15 protein-coding genes and 2 tRNA genes are annotated in these 17,808 nt (G+C 43.2%); 7 read left to right on the forward strand and 10 right to left on the reverse strand.

Features of this window, described 5'->3' with window-relative positions; genetic code table 11:
- Positions 1-42 precede the first annotated feature (42 nt).
- The 6 genes from CXF60_RS06285 to CXF60_RS06310 all read left to right on the forward strand — a co-directional run bounded on the left by CXF60_RS06285 (position 43) and on the right by CXF60_RS06310 (position 5,196).
- Positions 43-540, forward strand: a complete 498-nt coding sequence (locus tag CXF60_RS06285; RefSeq protein ID WP_102091250.1) for a Gp49 family protein — start codon at positions 43-45, stop codon at positions 538-540.
- Positions 537-1,346 carry a DUF2829 domain-containing protein gene (locus CXF60_RS14540; RefSeq protein WP_219621824.1) on the forward strand — a complete coding sequence of 270 codons (810 nt, stop codon included), beginning with the start codon at positions 537-539 and terminating at the stop codon, positions 1,344-1,346. Before CXF60_RS06285 ends, CXF60_RS14540 begins: the two co-directional genes overlap by 4 nt.
- Positions 1,347-1,371: 25 nt before the next feature.
- Positions 1,372-1,947 (forward strand): hypothetical protein, encoded by a 576-nt coding sequence (locus CXF60_RS06295; protein ID WP_102091251.1) that lies wholly within the window; start codon positions 1,372-1,374, stop codon positions 1,945-1,947.
- Entirely contained in the window at positions 1,944-2,258 is a 315-nt protein-coding gene (locus CXF60_RS06300; RefSeq protein WP_102091252.1) for a hypothetical protein, read from the forward strand. Before CXF60_RS06295 ends, CXF60_RS06300 begins: the two co-directional genes overlap by 4 nt.
- On the forward strand, positions 2,236-3,108 hold the full coding sequence (locus CXF60_RS06305; protein ID WP_145990205.1) for a glycoside hydrolase family 19 protein: 873 nt from the start codon (positions 2,236-2,238) through the stop codon (positions 3,106-3,108). The genes CXF60_RS06300 and CXF60_RS06305 overlap by 23 nt, the downstream gene beginning before the upstream one ends.
- 459 nt (positions 3,109-3,567) lie before the next feature.
- Positions 3,568-5,196, forward strand: a complete 1,629-nt coding sequence (locus CXF60_RS06310; protein WP_102091254.1) for a long-chain-fatty-acid--CoA ligase — start codon at positions 3,568-3,570, stop codon at positions 5,194-5,196.
- Between the two features lie 281 nt (positions 5,197-5,477).
- Here CXF60_RS06310 and CXF60_RS06315 read toward each other — a convergent pair.
- From CXF60_RS06315 to CXF60_RS06355, 10 genes are all read right to left on the reverse strand, one after another.
- Positions 5,478-5,564 (reverse strand) — tRNA-Leu (locus tag CXF60_RS06315).
- A gap of 124 nt (positions 5,565-5,688) precedes the next feature.
- Positions 5,689-5,762: transfer RNA gene (locus CXF60_RS06320), tRNA-Cys, on the reverse strand.
- Positions 5,763-5,943: 181 nt separating this feature from the next.
- Positions 5,944-6,078, reverse strand: a complete 135-nt coding sequence (locus CXF60_RS14545) for a putative transporter small subunit (protein WP_219621825.1) — start codon at positions 6,076-6,078, stop codon at positions 5,944-5,946.
- Positions 6,079-6,162: 84 nt separating this feature from the next.
- Complete coding sequence (locus tag CXF60_RS06325; RefSeq protein WP_319823146.1) at positions 6,163-7,812, reverse strand: sodium:solute symporter family protein; 1,650 nt, start codon at positions 7,810-7,812, stop codon at positions 6,163-6,165.
- 783 nt (positions 7,813-8,595) lie between these two features.
- Complete coding sequence (locus tag CXF60_RS06330) at positions 8,596-9,678, reverse strand: formate dehydrogenase accessory sulfurtransferase FdhD (RefSeq protein ID WP_228707056.1); 1,083 nt, start codon at positions 9,676-9,678, stop codon at positions 8,596-8,598.
- A 94-nt stretch (positions 9,679-9,772) separates the two neighbouring features.
- The gene (locus tag CXF60_RS06335) at positions 9,773-12,094 is read right to left on the reverse strand and encodes an FdhF/YdeP family oxidoreductase (protein WP_102091255.1); all 2,322 of its coding nucleotides are present in this window, start codon (positions 12,092-12,094) and stop codon (positions 9,773-9,775) included.
- Between the two features lie 215 nt (positions 12,095-12,309).
- Positions 12,310-13,104 carry an ABC transporter ATP-binding protein gene (locus CXF60_RS06340; protein WP_102091256.1) on the reverse strand — a complete coding sequence of 265 codons (795 nt, stop codon included), beginning with the start codon at positions 13,102-13,104 and terminating at the stop codon, positions 12,310-12,312.
- Between the two features lie 64 nt (positions 13,105-13,168).
- A complete protein-coding gene (locus CXF60_RS06345; protein ID WP_101204314.1) occupies positions 13,169-14,068 on the reverse strand; it encodes an ABC transporter permease in 900 nt (299 codons plus the stop codon).
- 446 nt (positions 14,069-14,514) lie between these two features.
- Positions 14,515-15,546: an ABC transporter substrate-binding protein gene (locus CXF60_RS06350; protein WP_102091257.1), complete on the reverse strand. Its 1,032-nt coding sequence runs from the start codon at positions 15,544-15,546 to the stop codon at positions 14,515-14,517.
- A gap of 135 nt (positions 15,547-15,681) precedes the next feature.
- A complete protein-coding gene (locus CXF60_RS06355; protein WP_102091258.1) occupies positions 15,682-16,740 on the reverse strand; it encodes an ABC transporter substrate-binding protein in 1,059 nt (352 codons plus the stop codon).
- 619 nt (positions 16,741-17,359) lie between these two features.
- Between CXF60_RS06355 and CXF60_RS06360 the strand changes: the two genes are divergently transcribed.
- A complete protein-coding gene (locus CXF60_RS06360; RefSeq protein ID WP_102091259.1) occupies positions 17,360-17,761 on the forward strand; it encodes a hypothetical protein in 402 nt (133 codons plus the stop codon).
- Positions 17,762-17,808 lie beyond the last annotated feature (47 nt).

Genomic DNA, 17,808 nt, shown 5'->3' on the forward strand with positions numbered 1-17,808 from the left:
TGAAACGGTATACAAATCTATTAATCAGAAAGAGGATAACCCATGGCAGAGCTACCTAATAAAGTCACTAAAGAAGACCTTGAGCATTTAGTGGCTCAAAGCAACACCATCTTCACTAATCCAGCAGGCACGCTGACACATTGCGTTATTACTTTGCCTTGCGGTTATACCGTTACTGGTGAATCAGCTTGTGTTGATCCAGCCAATTACAACAAAGAGCTTGGCGAGAAATACGCACTTGAGCAAGCCGTAGATAAGTTGTGGCCACTCGAAGGCTATCTGTTGGCCAATGATTTGTATCGTGCCAAACAGCCGACCAGCTTTGTTTCTCGCATGGTGTTTGAGCAATCAGATTTGAACGAAAAGCTTGAAAAGCTAACTAAGTTCTTAGATCAACCAAAGCCTGACTTTGTAGAGCAATCTCAGTGGGAGCTCATGAAGGACCAGCAAGAGGCGATGGTTAGTTATTTTAATATTCTTGAAAAACGCATTACTTTGACTTTAGGTGATGAACCTAAATTATTGAAGTCGCCGCAATGAGCCTACTCAAGCAGTGTGATGTTGCAGACATTAATAGCAACAACTATCACCCATACGCTACGTGCTGCGGTAAATGTGAGAAGTTTGAGCGTGAAAAACCTTATCAATCTCAATTACTGGCACAGCATATCGCAGACGCAAGACGATCAGAAATAGAATACAGGCTAAAGAATATGAAACGATTTAACGCACTAAAAAAAGTCAATGCTACGCCAATGACTCGCCAAGCGTACAACGATTATCGTGGCTGGACATTACCAGAAGACGAAAACGGTGATGATGAAGGCTACCTAACCGAAGATATCAATGGTCCTATAAATACAGATGAATTTATGGGCTACGTATCTTGGACACCCAAAGCTATGTTTGAAGATCAGTTTTATGAATGTACTGCGGGACAAGCTTCTTATGGACCTGCAGATCCTGACCACGAATTGACCGACGATGAAGTTGCAACGCTGGCAAGTGGTGGCTCTTTGTGCGATTGCTGTGAGTTTGTACAAGTAGGTGGAGACTGTCCTATTGAAGAAGGTGATGAGTTTGATTTTGGCTCGGCAATTCACTTGCTAAAAATTGGCAAAAAAGTTGCGCGTAAAGGTTGGAACGGTGCAGGCATGTACGTTTATTACGTACCAGCCGCAAGTTATCCAGTAGAGCGTAATAACCTAGAAACGATGGGCGGTGAGTTTGAAAACGATATGGTGCCATACCGTGAATACCTCGCACTCAAAACCGCGCAAGGTGACGTAGCAACATGGTCGCCCAGTGTTTCAGACGCACTCGCAACCGACTGGTGCCTCGCCTAAATTAAGCGCAGCAAAGGACAGATCAATGACAATTCGAGCCAGTATTGGTAACGGCATTATAGCGACAGTGGGTTATGTTGCGACAAAAGCGGCAGCACTGTCTTCCGTGAGCACACTGGCAGATGGCGCAGAAAGCGCTACTGAGGTATCAGCACCTACAGGTGTGTATCTTCTACAGCTATCAGACCCTTATGTGCTTGTCGGGTTTACGGTTCCAAACTGGCTTGGCCTCGTGTTCTTTGTTATCGCGCTTATTTGCGGCACCATTGCTGGCGTGAACCAAAAAACACCAGTCGATGATAAATTCAAACGTGCTTATTTAAAGCCATTTTACAGCTTGGGCTTTGGCATATTAGTTACCTTGTTTGTTGTGCCAACCTTCTATCCTGATATCACTATCTGGAGTCTGATTGTTCCGGCAGCCTTTTTTGCTGCCATTGGCTCAGTGGTTATCTACTATGTGATTGCTTTTTTTATATCAGAAAAACTATGGGCGGTCATAAACACTGAGGCTCATAGCTCTGCGCCTGAGATGATAAAGGCTATCTTTAGTTACCTTAAAGGTATTTTGATGGCGGTTATCGGGAGGTCGGATAAATGATCACCTTCAATCTAGAGCTTTTTAACACTTCACTTGCGCTGATTGGTATCGCTGGCTGGAGTTGGGTGTGGTGGTTTGGAAAGTACAAGACAGGGCGCACCATACGCACACAAACAGGCGTAATGGCTTTTGGTGTGATCTGGATACTACTATTTTTGGCAGACACCGCGCAGCACCTGCAACCAACCAGTCTAACCGTAATCAGTCGAGCATTGGTTTTGATTGGCTTATGGTGCTGTATGCCGCTACTTAAAACACAAGACACAATAGAAGATGAAGAGGTAGAAGATGACGAACATGACAGTATCTAGTGTTGCTGACGCTGATATATTCCAAGCATTACGCCAGCACTTAGAGCCAAAAAATCTATCACAGCTTATGGTTGATATAACCAATAAAGCAATGGAGGACGCAGCATTTCGTGACGAGCTGGTTGAGCGCTTAGGTGTAACGTCAGTGGTGTCAACAGAAACGCGCCCATACAATCTGACACTAGCCAATCTGCGTAAGGTTTATTCCACTGTTAATGCTGATGCGATCAGCGTTATCTTAAAGTACGCACCGCAGTACGACATTCTGACTAAAAAGCAGATGTGCGCTTTTATTGCCAATTGCATTATCGAGTCGAATGGATTTAACGCCAAGCGCGAAAGTTTTGCCTACAGCCCTGAGCGTTTGCGCAAAGTGTTTAGCACTCGCATACCATCTATTTCAGCAGCCAAAAACCTGATTGCCAAAGGGCAGGTTGCCGTTGCCAACTATTTATATGGTGGTCGCTATGGCAATCGCCCCGGCACGAATGACGGTTGGGATTATCGCGGTGGCGGCCTAACCATGAACACCTTTAGAGATGGTTACTTTATTCTTCAAAACATGACTGGTATTAAGTTTGGTGATAACCCTAAGTTGATTGAAGAGTTGGAAAATTCAGTACGTGCAGCGATGGCTTTTTGGCAACTAAATGGCTGTAATGCTATGGCAGAAAAAATCAATACTTATGATGACGGTTATACGCTAAATACACTGACATCAAAAGGCGTTGAAACGAACGACTATAAAATGAATTATGGCGCACGTATTATTCGTCGAACCGTCAATGGTGGTTTTAACGGTTATGAAGAATTTTGCGAGACGTTAGAGAAGTGCTTGCGCTACTTGTAGATATACACGAAAAAAAACCGCTAATGATTAGCGGTTTTTTTTCGTGTGTAGAATACGATTTATAATAGATTCTAACACACCATAAGCACACAGATATTGAATAATAATATAAAAACCTTTTAAATCATTGGCTTATAATTCTGTGTGCGCTCCCGCCATCTCCACCAAACATTAAAAATCCGATCACTTAGGTGGTCGGATTTTTTTTGTCTAAATTTTATGGTTAATTAAAGAAACAATGATACCAATAAACTTTTGATGAGAAAGTAAAAACTATTTATATAGAGTAATCATCAAGTCTTTGAAGTTGAATCACAGTTTTTCGTCGCCTATGGAGAACATAATATTAACTTGTCTTAAAGAATAATTCTGATTATTCTTAGTTGAGGCCTATTCTTCGCATCAGGCAATGCAGTAGCAAGAATAAGCGGACTTTCAAATAACTACAGGGAATGTATTATGTTAGGAAAAATGATGTATCAGCCATTGCTGATCAGTGGTCTAATCGAACACGCTGCCCGTTATCATGGTGATACGGCGGTTTTGTCCAAAGAAGTCGATGGACAGATGACTCATACCAATTGGCGTACTGTCTCAGATAACTCAAAACGATTGGCCAATGCGTTGGCTACACTGGGACTTAAATCATCAGAACGCATAGCAACTTTGGCTTGGAACAATCGTCGTCATTTAGAAGCTTGGTATGCGATTTCAGGCAGTGGCATGGTTTGCCATACTATCAATCCACGTTTGTTCCCCGAGCAGCTTAGCTACATTATCAATGACGCTGATGATCGTGTGCTATTTTTTGATACTACTTTCCTACCGCTAATTATGGCAATCAAAGAGCATATCAAAGGTGTTGAATACTTCATTTGTCTAAGTGATCGAGATGATAGTATCGTAGAGAAACTGCCTAATGTACTGTTCTTTGATGAGCTATTAGCAGAAAACTCTACTGACTTTGACTGGCCTCAATTCGATGAAGCAACAGCCAGCTCTTTATGCTACACCTCAGGAACTACCGGTAATCCTAAAGGTATTTTATATACTCATCGCTCTTCTGTGCTGCATGCGATGGCATTGTGCATGCCTGATGTCTCCGCGCTCTCTGCACAAGACGTTTTGTTACCCGTAGTACCGATGTTCCATGTCAATGCGTGGGGCACACCTTATGCAGCTGCCCTGACTGGTTGCTCTCTCATACTTCCTGGTCCAAATCTCGATGGTGACAGCCTAGTATCTCTCATTGATGATTGTCATGTTACGGTTGCTCTAGGGGTTCCAACAATCTGGCAAAGCCTATTAACCGCTGCCAAAGCCAGAGGTAGTAAGCTTGATAGCATGACGCGTACTATCGTCGGAGGAGCCGCATGCCCACCATCAGTAATCAAAACGTTCAGAGAAGACTTTAACTGCGATGCGGTGCATGGTTGGGGCATGACAGAAACCAGCCCACTTGGAACGATGAATCAAATAAAAGCCAAGCATAAATCGCTGAGTAAAGATGAGATTAATGAGTTGCGTAACTCTCAAGGTCGTCCACCTTACGGCGTTCAGCTACGTCTCATAGATACTGACGAGCCGCTACAGCGAGTCGAAGAAGATGGTATGTCTCAAGGTCGTTTACAGATTAAAGGGCATTGGATCATCAATGATTATTACACAGAAAATCCTGATGCGATAACTGAAGATGGTTGGTTCGACACAGGCGATATTGCAACCATTGATGCCGATGGCTATATGAATATTCGGGATCGCTCAAAAGATTTGATTAAATCTGGTGGAGAATGGATATCGTCAGTAGAGCTAGAAAACATCGCAGTCGCCCATCCGCAGATAAGAATGGCGGCCGCTATTGCTGCAAAGCATAAAAAGTGGAGCGAACGTCCAGTACTGATTGTGGTGAAGGAGCCAGATTCAGAAATCGATGAGTCGCAAGTACTGAGCTTTTACGAAGGTAAAATCGCCAGCTGGCAAATACCTGATAAAGTTATATTTGTAGATAACATCGTGCTAAATGGCGCTGGGAAAATGGTCAAAAAGGATTTGCGTGATGACTATGGCAACGTATTGTTGGATAGCTGATTTAGCTGTTAAAAGCAAAAATTGACAATGCTACTTGCAAAATCAAGTTTGTAGTCTAGTTAGATTTCTCTAAGAATAGTGGTATAGGTGAGTAGGGCGTTTGAGATGCTCGTCATCTATATCGCTCGTCATGATTATTTTAAATGAGCACTAAGAGATTCATGTACATCAGATGCACAGATTGAGATAGATAGAGCAGGACAGTATGGAACGTCAGATACAACAAAGCCCCTGATATCAGGGGCTTTAGCTGTTCTATAAGATAGTATAGGACTATGTAATGGTACCCGGAGCCGGACTTGAACCGGCACGCTATTGCTAGCGAGGGATTTTAAATCCCTTGTGTCTACCAATTTCACCACCCGGGCAAAACTTGTTTTATCTAAGATGTAAACTAGCTGATAGACCATCTAGTTACTAGATAAGTGGTCGCTATTATAATCGGTTGTGATAATAATGCAAGCCAAAATTAACGTAAAGTTAATAAATAATTGGAGGCTGGAGTCGGAATCGAACCGGCGTTAACGGAGTTGCAGTCCGCTGCATGACCACTCTGCCATCCAGCCAATCAAGGTCGCCTATATTAGCAAAAATATAGTAAATTACAAGTCCTTTTTTCATTAAAAACAGCTTATTTATTATCTTATCTATATTTAGCCCCAATTTAGAAGCGTTTATATTGTTAATAGGCTTTGTCAGTTCGCCAGTAAAGTAGCGTTTAATGATGATGGTTTAAAATATAGTGCGCTAAACTATATCTTTATTGTTACGTTTGGCACTTTTCACATCACGATAAGTGGCCGTGCAAATTAATACGAGTACGCCAAGAGTAATGGCGGGCCAAATTAAGATATATAAGCCGTAGATAAAAACGTTGTCCATGATATCTCCTTATAATATCGCTAAGTAAGTAGCGATTAGCCAGATACTCCTGACTAATCATTACTTGGATAAAGCGACTTTGATTTAAGATTTAAGTGACGATGGGATTTCCGACTTTTTATCGTAATTGCCCACACGCTGCTTAATTAAGTCGAAGTCGAAGTGTTCGTCTCCCATCAGGCTGATAATCACACAGACGACGGTACTAGCGCCGTAAGCTGTTAGAGAGGCTAGCAGGACCATATATTGACGTAAGAAGCCAGTAGCGAAGATAAGCATCAGCACTAGCGTGATAACTGCGGCGACCATGCCAATCTTACGACCTAAGAATCCAAAGACCATTAGCCCAATAACAACCGCTGCACCGACACTGGCCAGTATTTCAAAGAATAGGGCGGTGACACCAGTGATTGGGAGTAATTCGAAACGGGCAACGCAAAATAAGAGTAGTCCGACGATAACTGCTGAGGTAAAGGCAGTATTGGTGACGCGATTCCAAAACACACTGGCGATAACAGGGAAGACAATAGCCCCCCATAGTGCACCAACAAATACTAGCATGACGAGAATATCAAGCTTAAAGCTCGCAAAAATTAGTCCAGCTGCTGTCGCAACAATCATCGTGCCGCGACCAATTAGCATCATTGTTTTAGGTTTAACATGGCCTTTTTTGGCGATATTTTTACCGTAGACATCAGCCATCATAATGGTTGATAGCGCTGATAAATCTGAGTCAGCGGTCGAGGACAACGACCCAATCACTAAGATAAAGAATAAGGCGATAAAGACGGGATGCAGATAAGTACTGACCATTTGAGGAATGAGGTTATTCATATTGCCATCGAGTGGCTCGACGCCAATCGTCACAGCCATTAGTCCAATCATACCAAGACCAATAACGATACCAGCATAGCCGACTGTAGCAGTGATAAACGTCGCTTTAATCTTGGTTTTATCAATCGCGAATAATCGCTGAGTGATGGTTTGATTACCGATAGCATATGCTAATACAGCGACGAAGTAGGGCGCACCTTGTTGAAAGAATGCCTCAGAGGAGAAAAAGTTCTGCTGCTCTAACGTCAGGTTCGACAGCCCGCTGACCATAACCTCAGGGCCACCCATGCCAAATAACACGGCGGGAATAATGACAATGCCAATGGCCATTAGAGCGACCAACTGGGCGAAATCCGTAAAGACAGATGCTCGAAACCCTGATGTCAATGTATAACTCAGGACACCGATACCTGCGATCATTACCCCTGTTTGGAACGATAATGGCGACAGTACTGACACCAATGCCCCAGCAGCGGTAAAGTTGACCATCAAGCTAATTAAACTGCCCATAATATTGGATATGGCTAAGATTAATTGGCTTGATGAACCGTGGCGGGCATGAATCAGTTCACCTAGTGTATGGCCATCTGGTGCCAATTCACGAAAGCGCATACCAAAAGGGTAGATGAATAAAATCATCAATGCACCCCAAAAGCCATAATGTATCGGCCCTGATACGCCGTACTTATAGCCAGAGGTGGCCGCAGCGTAAAATGAGGCTGCCCAAATCCAAGTGGCGGTCATGCTGGCTGCACCCATACCAAAGCCAACACCGTGACCTGCGACCATAAATCCAGAAGTGGTCTCTTTATCTTTTTTGATTAATAAGGACAGTAAATAGGTGCCGCCATAAAATGCTAATAATAATAAAATAATCGTTAATGATGAAAATTGGAACAATGACTCAGTTTTCAAACTCAGACCTCGCAATTGTTAGTTGATGAATAAAGTTCAGCAAAAATTAAAGATACCAAACCATTAGGAATACAGCATAGCCTACACAGTCCTCATACCGAACGTATGTGGCTAATATAAATAGCGAAAATACCAACTGCAGTGGTAAGCAAATGCTAAGTGTTACGCCCAAATCTTAATGAGACAGATAGTGTCAAATCAAAAAGACAGGGACTACTTTCAATAGGCGTCAGTTAATGGGTAAACCATCACGCTATTAATAGGCATACACAAAGGTAGCTACATGCTAAAGAAAACTCATGTGATGAGTGTCTATAGCGGAATTACGAATAAGCACTAAGCCATGATGAAATGACCCGAACTCGATTTAGACAGCCTTATTAGCTGTAATAAACAATAGCTGAGAAATCTCTACTCATCTATTGCGATTGATGTGTTACTAAGCGGCATTAATAAATAAAACTACATATTTGTTAAGTGCCTGTAACATATTTGCGCGATAAGAGTAACCTATTATGTCACTAACCTCAAACATTATCCGATATTTACCAGACAATGACCGCAGATGACATATAAGTATTTGTTTAAAGAGATTCAATGATATTTTTAATAAGCCATTGAAAAAATAGGGCTTTATTATGAGCAGCATCAAGTGATATATCATTATGAGCAAAATTTCACCTATGAATGATTAGCTGAAGTTTTCATTAGAAAAATAGATAATGAGCGATAGATGGATGCTCTCAATGAACAAGTAGACGTGAATTTTTATATATTATCTTGTTTGGTGTAGTAAGTGACTCGGTTATCACGTAAAAATCCAGCCAATCCAAGACCATAACGCTCAGCCACGCGCACGGCTGTACTGGTGGGTGCTGACATGCCAACTAGCCATGGGATTTGACTTCGAATAGACTTTTGAACCAGTTCAATAGAGAGACGCGAAGTCATAAGCACACAGCTAACGTCTGCTTTTTGGCGTAATTGCCAACCGATGAGTTTATCAAGTGCATTATGGCGGCCTACATCCTCGAATAAATGTAGCTGCTGATTATGTATCGTCGCTGCGGCATGTACCGCACCTGTCAGTTGATGCGTATGTTGCGCGGCATCCACTTGTTGACGCAGTGCCAATAGGGAGTCAAGACTTGGTGCGCTCGTTTGAATGCCATTTATACCTGTCTGTCGGTTATGTTCATGGTGTAAATGGTCTTGTGAGTAAGTACTTAAATCAGGCAAAGCTTGCGTTAGTCCAGTAATACCGCACATACCGCAGCCTGTACGCCCTGCGAGCTGCCGCTTTTGTGCCTGTATACGTTGATGGCAGCGTTGGCTCAATACCAACTCCACGACATAGATATCGTAATCTTGAAATCGTTCTAAGCTTTGCTCAATTGATACTGAGTCAAGATCTTCGTCACTCGAATCTTGAACGAACTTCTGGTAGCTAGCGATATCTGCAAGGTGAGTCACTTCCCAGTCGAGTAACTCGTGACTGTATTGAATTAATCCTTCGCTAAATAAGAACCCAACAGCCAAATACTCTAACTGATGAGGACTAGCCATCAGCACAGCATAATGAATCCCATTAATAATGATAGAGACCGCAGCTTCGACTGCTAAGCTGGTGGTCTGAGATTCGATTTGAAGGTGAGAGTCATTATTAGGGTTGCTAATAACTGACGGGTAATGATGTTTGTGTGCCAAATGACTACGAGCAAGTGGTGTCTCTGACAACCTATCATCGTTAGACAGCTCAGGTGTAACTATCTTAGTGCTAGTTGAGTTATCTATCATAGCGGGGCCGATAAGAGCCTCACTTTGTTCAGCATTATTTTCAATGGTTATCACGATTTATTATGGCCTAAAATTATGAGTGTGCTTATAGTCATATAGAGGTAGAGCCAATGAAAAAGTCATTCTCATTAGCTCTCCGCAGGATGATTTATGCAGGCGTAGCTATCGATGTATTTGCCTCTACGCGCTCTAAAACGACGGTCGTCGATTTGTACGCTGGGATATGAGAATCTGGCGCATGTGTCTCCAAATCAAAGAGATCATTGCACTCAGGATAGTAAGCAGCAACAGCGTTAGAGGCAATATCCATCTCGCTTAATACCAATGGGCCTAAGACGCGTGGTTGCTCTAGGCTGTCTTTGGCACGCTGGCGAGTGACCATAACACGGTCACCTTTTTGCCAACCTAAACGACTTATTTCATCTGGATGCATGAATAGCACGTCACGACGATCCGTTTGACGATAGCGGTCTTTAAACCCAAAAATCATAGTGTTGAATTGGTCATGGCTGCGGACACTGGTCAATTGCCAAACTTTTTGTGCTGTATCTGCATGCTCATCGATATCGTTTGCGGCTGCCATTTGTGCTGCGACAAAAGTAATCGGATATTGCGGTACTTCAAACTGAGCTTTGCCGCTCTCGGTATTCCATACACGATGACGCGCCGCATGATACAAATGAAAGCCACGCTCAGAGGTGCGAATACGCTGATTAAAGTCTTCAAATCCGTTAATCGCTTGAGCGATATAGTCTCGAATAATATCGAAATCCTCACTCATCGCCAACCAAGGAATAGACGAGTCGGCGCCGAGTACATGAGTCGCGATATCCGCTACGATTTGCGCTTCAGATTTTAGAGTATCACTAACAGGTTTGAGCTTACCTTGAGTAGGTACGATCTGACACATAGAGTCTTCGATAGTGGCAAATTGCTCACCCTTTATTGTGACAATACGCTCGGTACGGCCTAAGCAAGGTAGGATCAAATTATTAGCACCGGGGTATAGCATGGTCTCATTGAGCTTAGTACCAACAAATATATTAAGCTGAGTAGTGGTTAAGGCTTGCTCAATCGCGCTGGTATCAGGGGCGGCCACTGCGTAGTTACCACCCATGCCCATAAAGACTTTCAATTTACCTGCGATAAGAGCCTTGGCACCTGTGACGACATCGTAGCCATGCTCTTGCGGCATAGGGTGCTCAAACACACGCTCTAAACTGTCTAGTAAGCTTTTGCTAGGGCGTTCATGGATACCCATGGTGCGATCGCCCTGTACATTGGAGTGTCCTCGTACTGGAGATGCACCGGCGCCATCAATACCAATCATGCCCATTAATAATAATAGGTTGGTAATCATCGCGACATTGTCATCACCTTGCACATGCTGAGTAATGCCCATGCCCCAAGTACAAATCGTTGCTGGACTATCGGCCACGAGTTCAGCGAGATTGATAATATCTGTCTGAGAAATACCGCAACCAAGTGTGATGTCTGACCATGATTGCTCTGTTAGCCACTGTTTGAGAGGTTCAAAGCCTGAAGTATGAGTGGTAATAAAATCATGATTGATTTTATCGTTTTCAATTAACCACTTGGCGATGCCCGTCAATAGCGCTGCATCACCGCCGATTTGAATTTGAATAACATCATCGACCATGTCAGCGCTTTGACCAGCTGCCATGTGTGTTGGTTTTTGCGGATTTCTAAACTTACTCAGGCCTTGCTCACGCATCGGGTTGATTGAGATGATTCGACACCCTTGCTCATGCGCATGGGCGAGCATCTCTAGCATACGTGGATGGTTAGTTGCTGGGTTTTGCCCAAACATCAATATCAGCTTGGCCTGCTCAAAATCTTCTAGCATCACGGTCGCTTTACCAATACCTAGCTGTCTGCTTAGCATTACTGAGGTTGGCTCGTGACACATATTTGAGCAATCAGGCAAATTATTGGTCCCAAAGCAGCGAACAAACAGCTGAAATAAAAACGCTGGCTCATTGGTGACACGGCCTGATGTATAAAATAATGCTTCATGGGGTGAATCAAGCTGCCCCAATTGTTCAGCGATGATGCGATAAGCATTTTCCCAAGGGATAGGAACATAGCGATCTTGCGCCGCATCGTAATACATCGGCTCTGATAAACGACCACTGTGCTCAAGCTCGTAACCAGTCCAGCCCTGTAGTTCAGTGACGGTATTTCTCGCAAAAAAATCGGCATTTGCTTGATGGGTCATGGTCTCACTGGCAATGACTTTAATACCGTTCTCACAAACATCGATAGCTTTGTGTGACTTATGGTCAGGCCATGCACAGCCTGGGCAGTCAAATCCGCCTTGCGGCTGATTGCTTTTAAATACACTTATACCGCCGCGCAAAAATGTCTTATAGTCCATTAGCTTTTGGGTAGATGAGATCAGCGCAGGCCAACCAGCGGCAGGGTGGGAATAAATAGGAATTTTGCGCATGACAGACCTCATAGATAGATGACAATAGCGAAGATTTGATAGACGACAACTATATAATGGTCAGTGAAAAGTTCATATGATCATTAACTATAGATAACAAAAAACCTCCAAGAAAAATCAATTCTCTTGAAGGTCTTAGAAGTTATCGAAAATGGTTGTATCCGACAGGCACAAATTTATAAGTCGTAAGTCATGGACAGTATTAGCTCAAAAACTTAGCTCAAAATCAAACTGTCGTCTTCAACTTTTTCGCCACGTGTTTGCTCGAACATATCGAGTAGATCATGTACGGTCATGCCTTTGCGAATGTCACCAGCCACATCTAATACGACTTGACCCTGATGCAGCATAACGGTGCGTGTACCATGTGCCAATGCTTGTTGCATAGAGTGGGTGACCATCATCGTAGTCAGCTTATTGTCCGTGACAATCTTATCAGTCAATTCTAAGACAAATGCCGCAGTCTTAGGATCGAGAGCTGCAGTATGCTCATCAAGCAGCAAAATCTTAGAGGGCTGCAATGATGCCATTAGCAGACTTACCGCCTGACGTTGACCACCAGAGAGCAGACCCATACGATCGGTTAGACGATCTTCTAAACCTAATTTTAAAACGGATAGTTTTTCTCGGAACAAATCGCGGTTGTTTTGGTTCAATGCAAATTTTAGACCGCGATTACCGCCGCGTTTGTAGGCCAAAGCCATATTTTCTTCAATCGTTAGCGCTTCACAAGTGCCCGCCATCGGATCCTGAAAGACGCGAGCAACCCAATGCGCACGTTGATGGGCAGACTTTTTGGTCACATCAATGCCATTTAGCAAGATTGAGCCACTATCGACGCGTGTCGTACCGCTTACGGCGTTCAAAAAAGTAGATTTACCTGCGCCATTGGTACCGATGACAGTGACAAATTCACCATCAGCAATATTTAAGCTGATACCACGTAGGGCAGGGTTTTCGATTGGCGTGCCTGGGTTAAAGGTCAACCGTAAATCGGTGGCTTGCATCATAATCGTTATTCCTTATTATCTCTTCAAGCGTCACAAGTATTATCAATACTTGCTTTGACTGTCATTAGGCGCGAACCTTGCGTGATAAAAACTTGGTTTTCGCTTTTGGCAATACCAAGGCTAGTACCACGAGCAGTGCAGTAATCAAGTTCAAATCCTGTGGACCAAAGCCGATACTACGTAGCGTATCGCTTGATAGTGCGACCTGAATAAACAGTTTGTACAATACCGCGCCGACAACAACGGCAAAGGTGATCAGCCAAATACGCTTGGCAGGAATGATCGTCTCACCGATGATGACTGCTGCTAGACCGATAACAATCGTACCGATACCAATTGAGATATCTGCGCCGCCCTGAGTCTGGACAAACAGTGCTCCCGCTAAGGCAATCAAACCGTTAGAAATCGCCATACCGATGATAGTCATCCACGAGGTATTGATACCTTGCGCCTGTGCCATTCTTAGGTTTGAGCCAGTAGCGCGCATCGACAGACCTGTCTCAGTGCTATAGAACCAGTTCAAAAATAACATGGCAGCTGCGACAACGACACCAATAATCAGGCAGCGCATCCAATAACCATTACCATCGGTCACCAATGTGCTAAACACTGTGGTTTCACCAAGCAAGGGTAGGTTTGGCGCGCCCATGATGCGTAGGTTGACAGAATATAAGGCAACCATGACCAAGATACTGGCAAGCAACTGCAAAATACCAAGTTTGACATGCAACCATGCCGTGACGATACCAGCGACTGAACCTGCTAACATCCCAAAAGCACAGGCCAACCACGGGTTGATACCAGCGATGATAGAAATACCAGCGACTGCGCCACCTAACGGAAAACTACCGTCAGCGGTCAAATCAGGGAAGTCGAGCGTACGAAATGAGATAAGCACACCGAGTGCTACTAGGCCATAAATCAGACCACTTTCAAGCGCACCAAAAAAAGCAATTAAAGACATAAGAGATCAGTAAGTCATAACCAAGTGTCTAGCGTATGGTACTAAGATAAATAAATGGCAATTGCCAAAATCATCTACCTGCTAAACAGCTAAGCGGTGAATTTAACAGATTAAGCAATCTGCGGTTAGGGTAAACCAAAACATATCACGATTAACAACGATCATAAGTTACCTTGGTTTAAAGCTATAGTTCGAGCCATGGCAATATTTCATGCAGCAAAAATGTATTTTACTTAACAAGTGGCAGATAAGCCACAAGCTAACTACAGCAATATATGAAACAAGCTATTTAAATAGGTTCTGCTGAAACAAGAAGCCCAGCTTACTGACTCATAGCTGGGTTTCTTGTCAAACATTTAGCATCACAGCGCAAGATGGCGATCAATCATTGATTGATATGGCTATCTTGCTTACGGCTACTATTTTAAGCCAAATACAAAGGTGCGTTATTCTACCACTTCTTTTGCTTTATCGATAACCGCTTGTGGCAAAGTGATGCCTTCTTCTTGAGCATGTTTTGGGCTGACATATAGGTTAAGCGCTTGTGGGGTATAAACAGGGATAGCGCCTGCTTTTTCACCATTCAAGATACGAACAACGATTTTACCCGTTTCACGGCCAAGCTCATAATAATCTACGCCTAATGCTGCAACCGCACCGCGCTCAACTGAGCTCGTGTCTGATGCGATAAGAGGAATCTTACTTTCTTTAGCAATTTGATAGAGTGACTCGTAAGCGGATACCACGTTGTTATCAGTCGACGTATAGATCATGTCGACTTTGCCTTCAAGACTACGGGCTGCCATCGCGATGTCATTACTACGCTGTGCTGGTGCTTCTAATACATTGATGCCGAGCGGTGTCAATTTCTCTTTTAGATTTTGTAAGATAATCGTTGAGTTGACTTCACCTGGGCTATAGACATAACCGACATTCTTCAATGATGGAATGATTTGACGCATCAAGTCGATTTGTGGCTCGTACGGTAGCGCATCTGATGCGCCTGTAACATTGGTGCCAGAACCATCTAGCTTAGGTACCAGTTTGGCTGCTACTGGATCAGTAACTGCTGAGAATACCAGTGGAATGCTGCTAGTAGAAGCGGCAACAGACTGCGCAGATGGTGTTGCGATAGCGACGATAACATCTGGCGCATCAGCGACGAATTGCTTAGCAATCTGTCCAGCAGTAGCAGTATTGCCCTGTGCGCTTTGGAAGTTGACGGTTAGATTTTCACCGTCTTTGAATCCTGCTTCGTTTAATTCATCGATCACGCCTTTGCGCACATCATCAAGTGCTGGATGTTCAACGATAGCAGTGATAGCAACAGTTTTCATTTCGGTGGCAGTATCGCCAGTAGCCGCAGTATCAGTCGTGCTAGTATCTTGGGCTGATTGATTACAACCCGTTAAGATAGCAGTGCATACACCGCCTAGTAGTAACGCTTTGCCAAAATTAAAACGATTTTGATACAACATGGTTCTGACTCCTAAAAGTAATAATGTGTCCGTACATTATCAATAGATGGGTAAAAGGGTAAAGCGAGCCATCTATATAGATGGCTAGAGGTTATTTTTCAGTATTACGATTCAGCACTATTTATTTTATTCGTGCTATTTGTTATCAGTGCTTTGCGCTTGTTCATCAACATTGATGCCATTTTTTAGCAACTCTGCTGGCAAACTAACGCCTTGCGTTTTGGCGTGCTTAGGACTGATATATAAGGTTAGATCGTTCATGACGGCAGGTTCAATGGTATTGATCGCCTCGCCATTTAATACGCGATATACCATCTTGCCAGTGGTACGACCAAAGTCATAATCATTAACGCCAAGAGCAGCTGTCGCGCCGCGCTTCACACTGAACTCATCCGACGCGACAATGGGTAATTTTAACTCATTCGCGGCTTGGGTCATGGCCTCAAAAGCAGAAGCGACATTATTGTCAAATGAGGTGTAGATGATATCTGCGCGTCCTTGCAAGCTGCGTGTTGCCATGCCGATATCGGTTGGACGATTGGCAGGAATGTCTAACAATGTCAGACCTCGTGCTGGCAGGGCTTGTTTTAGGCTATCACGCAATGACACTGAGTTTGCCTCACCTGGGCTATAGACATAACCGATGGTCTTTAAGTCAGGCTTTATCTGCTGTAACAAATCCAATTGCGGCTCTAATGGCAGCTGGCTTGAGAGTCCAGTCAAGTTGCTTTGAAAAGGCTTGCCATCGGCTGTGATAAGCTTGGCACCTAGCGGATCTGACACAGCAGTGTAGATAATAGGGATAGTGGTGGTCGCGGCTACCACTGACTGCGCAGAAGGCGTTGAGATTGCTACGATCGCATCAGGATTGTCTCCTGCAAATTGCTTGGCAATCTGTCCTGCAGTCGCTGTGTTTCCTTGCGCACTTTGAAAGTTAACAGTTAGGTTTTGACCTTCGACATAACCATTATCAGCCAATTCATCAATAATACCGCGGCGCATATCATCTAATGATGGATGCTCAACGATTTGAGTAATGGCAATAGATTTGGCAGGTTTGTCTGTAGCCGTGCTATTTTCAGCAGTCGCTGCGGTCTCGGTAGAGGAGTTTGAGCAGCCGATTAGTCCAAGTGTGCTAATGGCACTAAGAGCAACGCCATATAGGCTTAAGCGTAGAGTAGAAGCGATAGTCATTATTAGGTTAACTCATAGGTTATATCAATCGCGAAAACCAAACGGATACAGCCAGACTGATTGAGCCTACTAACTTATATAGTAGTCATTTTGCTCATCTGTTTGGTGTACTTTGGTTTTTTACCGTGATATTGAAGAATGCAGATTAGCCAAGTCAATGCTATGTTGATGCTGAGATAGCAGGCTAACAATTAAATAAAGTAATCGTTCCATCGATTATTATGTTCATATTATGACAGTAATGTAAGTTATCGCAATAAGAAATTAATCTGTAGCGGTCATGGTGATGGATAATAAAAAAATCATCACTTCTTTTTATCTTATCAAGACGCGTGGTGCATTGAAGCTCTTATGTATATCTAAATATAACAGATGCCGCTAGGGTACTTTTGTTTGCTCAAACCATATGCAAAAGGCTTACATCCTAGCAACGCATCTATTACGTACTCACTTCATAATTAACGTAAGCTAATTTTCATACGAGAAATATGATGGGTCTAAGGATAATCCAGTCATTTTGGCGACATTGTGCCGCCATAGTGGATATGAAATAGACGCTATTATTTATCTAATTTTTTCGAATGACCATTTTAAGGATGACTATTTTAAGGATAATATTATGAAGACTGCTAATCTTAAATTATTAATTATCGCGGGTATCACTGCTACTTCTTTGATTGGATTGCCTGCTATGGCAAAAGATGGTCATGGAAACGGGCACGGTAATGGACATGGTAATAGCAAAGGTAACTCTGCCCATGTCAGTAAAAACTATAAGCATAATGGCAATGCCCACCCAAGTATTAACGCTTATCGTAATGCTAGCCCGAACGCCTCATTTAAGCGTGATCTTGATAGATACGGTTATAGAGTAGTCGGCAAGATTGATAGAAGGGATTATGATCGCTCTGTCGTTTTAGACCGTTATGATGACCGTTACGTTCGTATTCGTACGCCAGAAAATAATATTGTGACGGTGATTAATGATACGTTGCAGATTATCGATATTTTGAGTAGATAGGTATCAGGCTTGGTTTTTAGTTATTTGCTAAATCAACTATAAAAAAA

This window comes from Psychrobacter sp. 4Bb, assembly GCF_002836735.1.
Lineage (GTDB): Bacteria > Pseudomonadota > Gammaproteobacteria > Pseudomonadales > Moraxellaceae > Psychrobacter.

Bases quoted from the DNA above. Each gene is read 5' to 3' on its own strand.
- CXF60_RS06285 (WP_102091250.1), top strand. From the start codon at position 43: ATGGCAGAGCTACCTAATAAAGTCACTAAAGAAGACCTTGAGCATTTA.
- CXF60_RS14540 (WP_219621824.1), top strand. From the start codon at position 537: ATGAGCCTACTCAAGCAGTGTGATGTTGCAGACATTAATAGCAACAAC.
- CXF60_RS06295 (WP_102091251.1), top strand. From the start codon at position 1,372: ATGACAATTCGAGCCAGTATTGGTAACGGCATTATAGCGACAGTGGGT.
- CXF60_RS06300 (WP_102091252.1), top strand. From the start codon at position 1,944: ATGATCACCTTCAATCTAGAGCTTTTTAACACTTCACTTGCGCTGATT.
- CXF60_RS06305 (WP_145990205.1), top strand. From the start codon at position 2,236: ATGACGAACATGACAGTATCTAGTGTTGCTGACGCTGATATATTCCAA.
- CXF60_RS06310 (WP_102091254.1), top strand. From the start codon at position 3,568: ATGTTAGGAAAAATGATGTATCAGCCATTGCTGATCAGTGGTCTAATC.
- CXF60_RS14545 (WP_219621825.1), bottom strand. From the start codon at position 6,078: ATGGACAACGTTTTTATCTACGGCTTATATATCTTAATTTGGCCCGCC.
- CXF60_RS06335 (WP_102091255.1), bottom strand. From the start codon at position 12,094: ATGCGCAAAATTCCTATTTATTCCCACCCTGCCGCTGGTTGGCCTGCG.
- CXF60_RS06340 (WP_102091256.1), bottom strand. From the start codon at position 13,104: ATGATGCAAGCCACCGATTTACGGTTGACCTTTAACCCAGGCACGCCA.
- CXF60_RS06345 (WP_101204314.1), bottom strand. From the start codon at position 14,068: ATGTCTTTAATTGCTTTTTTTGGTGCGCTTGAAAGTGGTCTGATTTAT.
- CXF60_RS06350 (WP_102091257.1), bottom strand. From the start codon at position 15,546: ATGTTGTATCAAAATCGTTTTAATTTTGGCAAAGCGTTACTACTAGGC.
- CXF60_RS06355 (WP_102091258.1), bottom strand. From the start codon at position 16,740: ATGACTATCGCTTCTACTCTACGCTTAAGCCTATATGGCGTTGCTCTT.
- CXF60_RS06360 (WP_102091259.1), top strand. From the start codon at position 17,360: ATGAAGACTGCTAATCTTAAATTATTAATTATCGCGGGTATCACTGCT.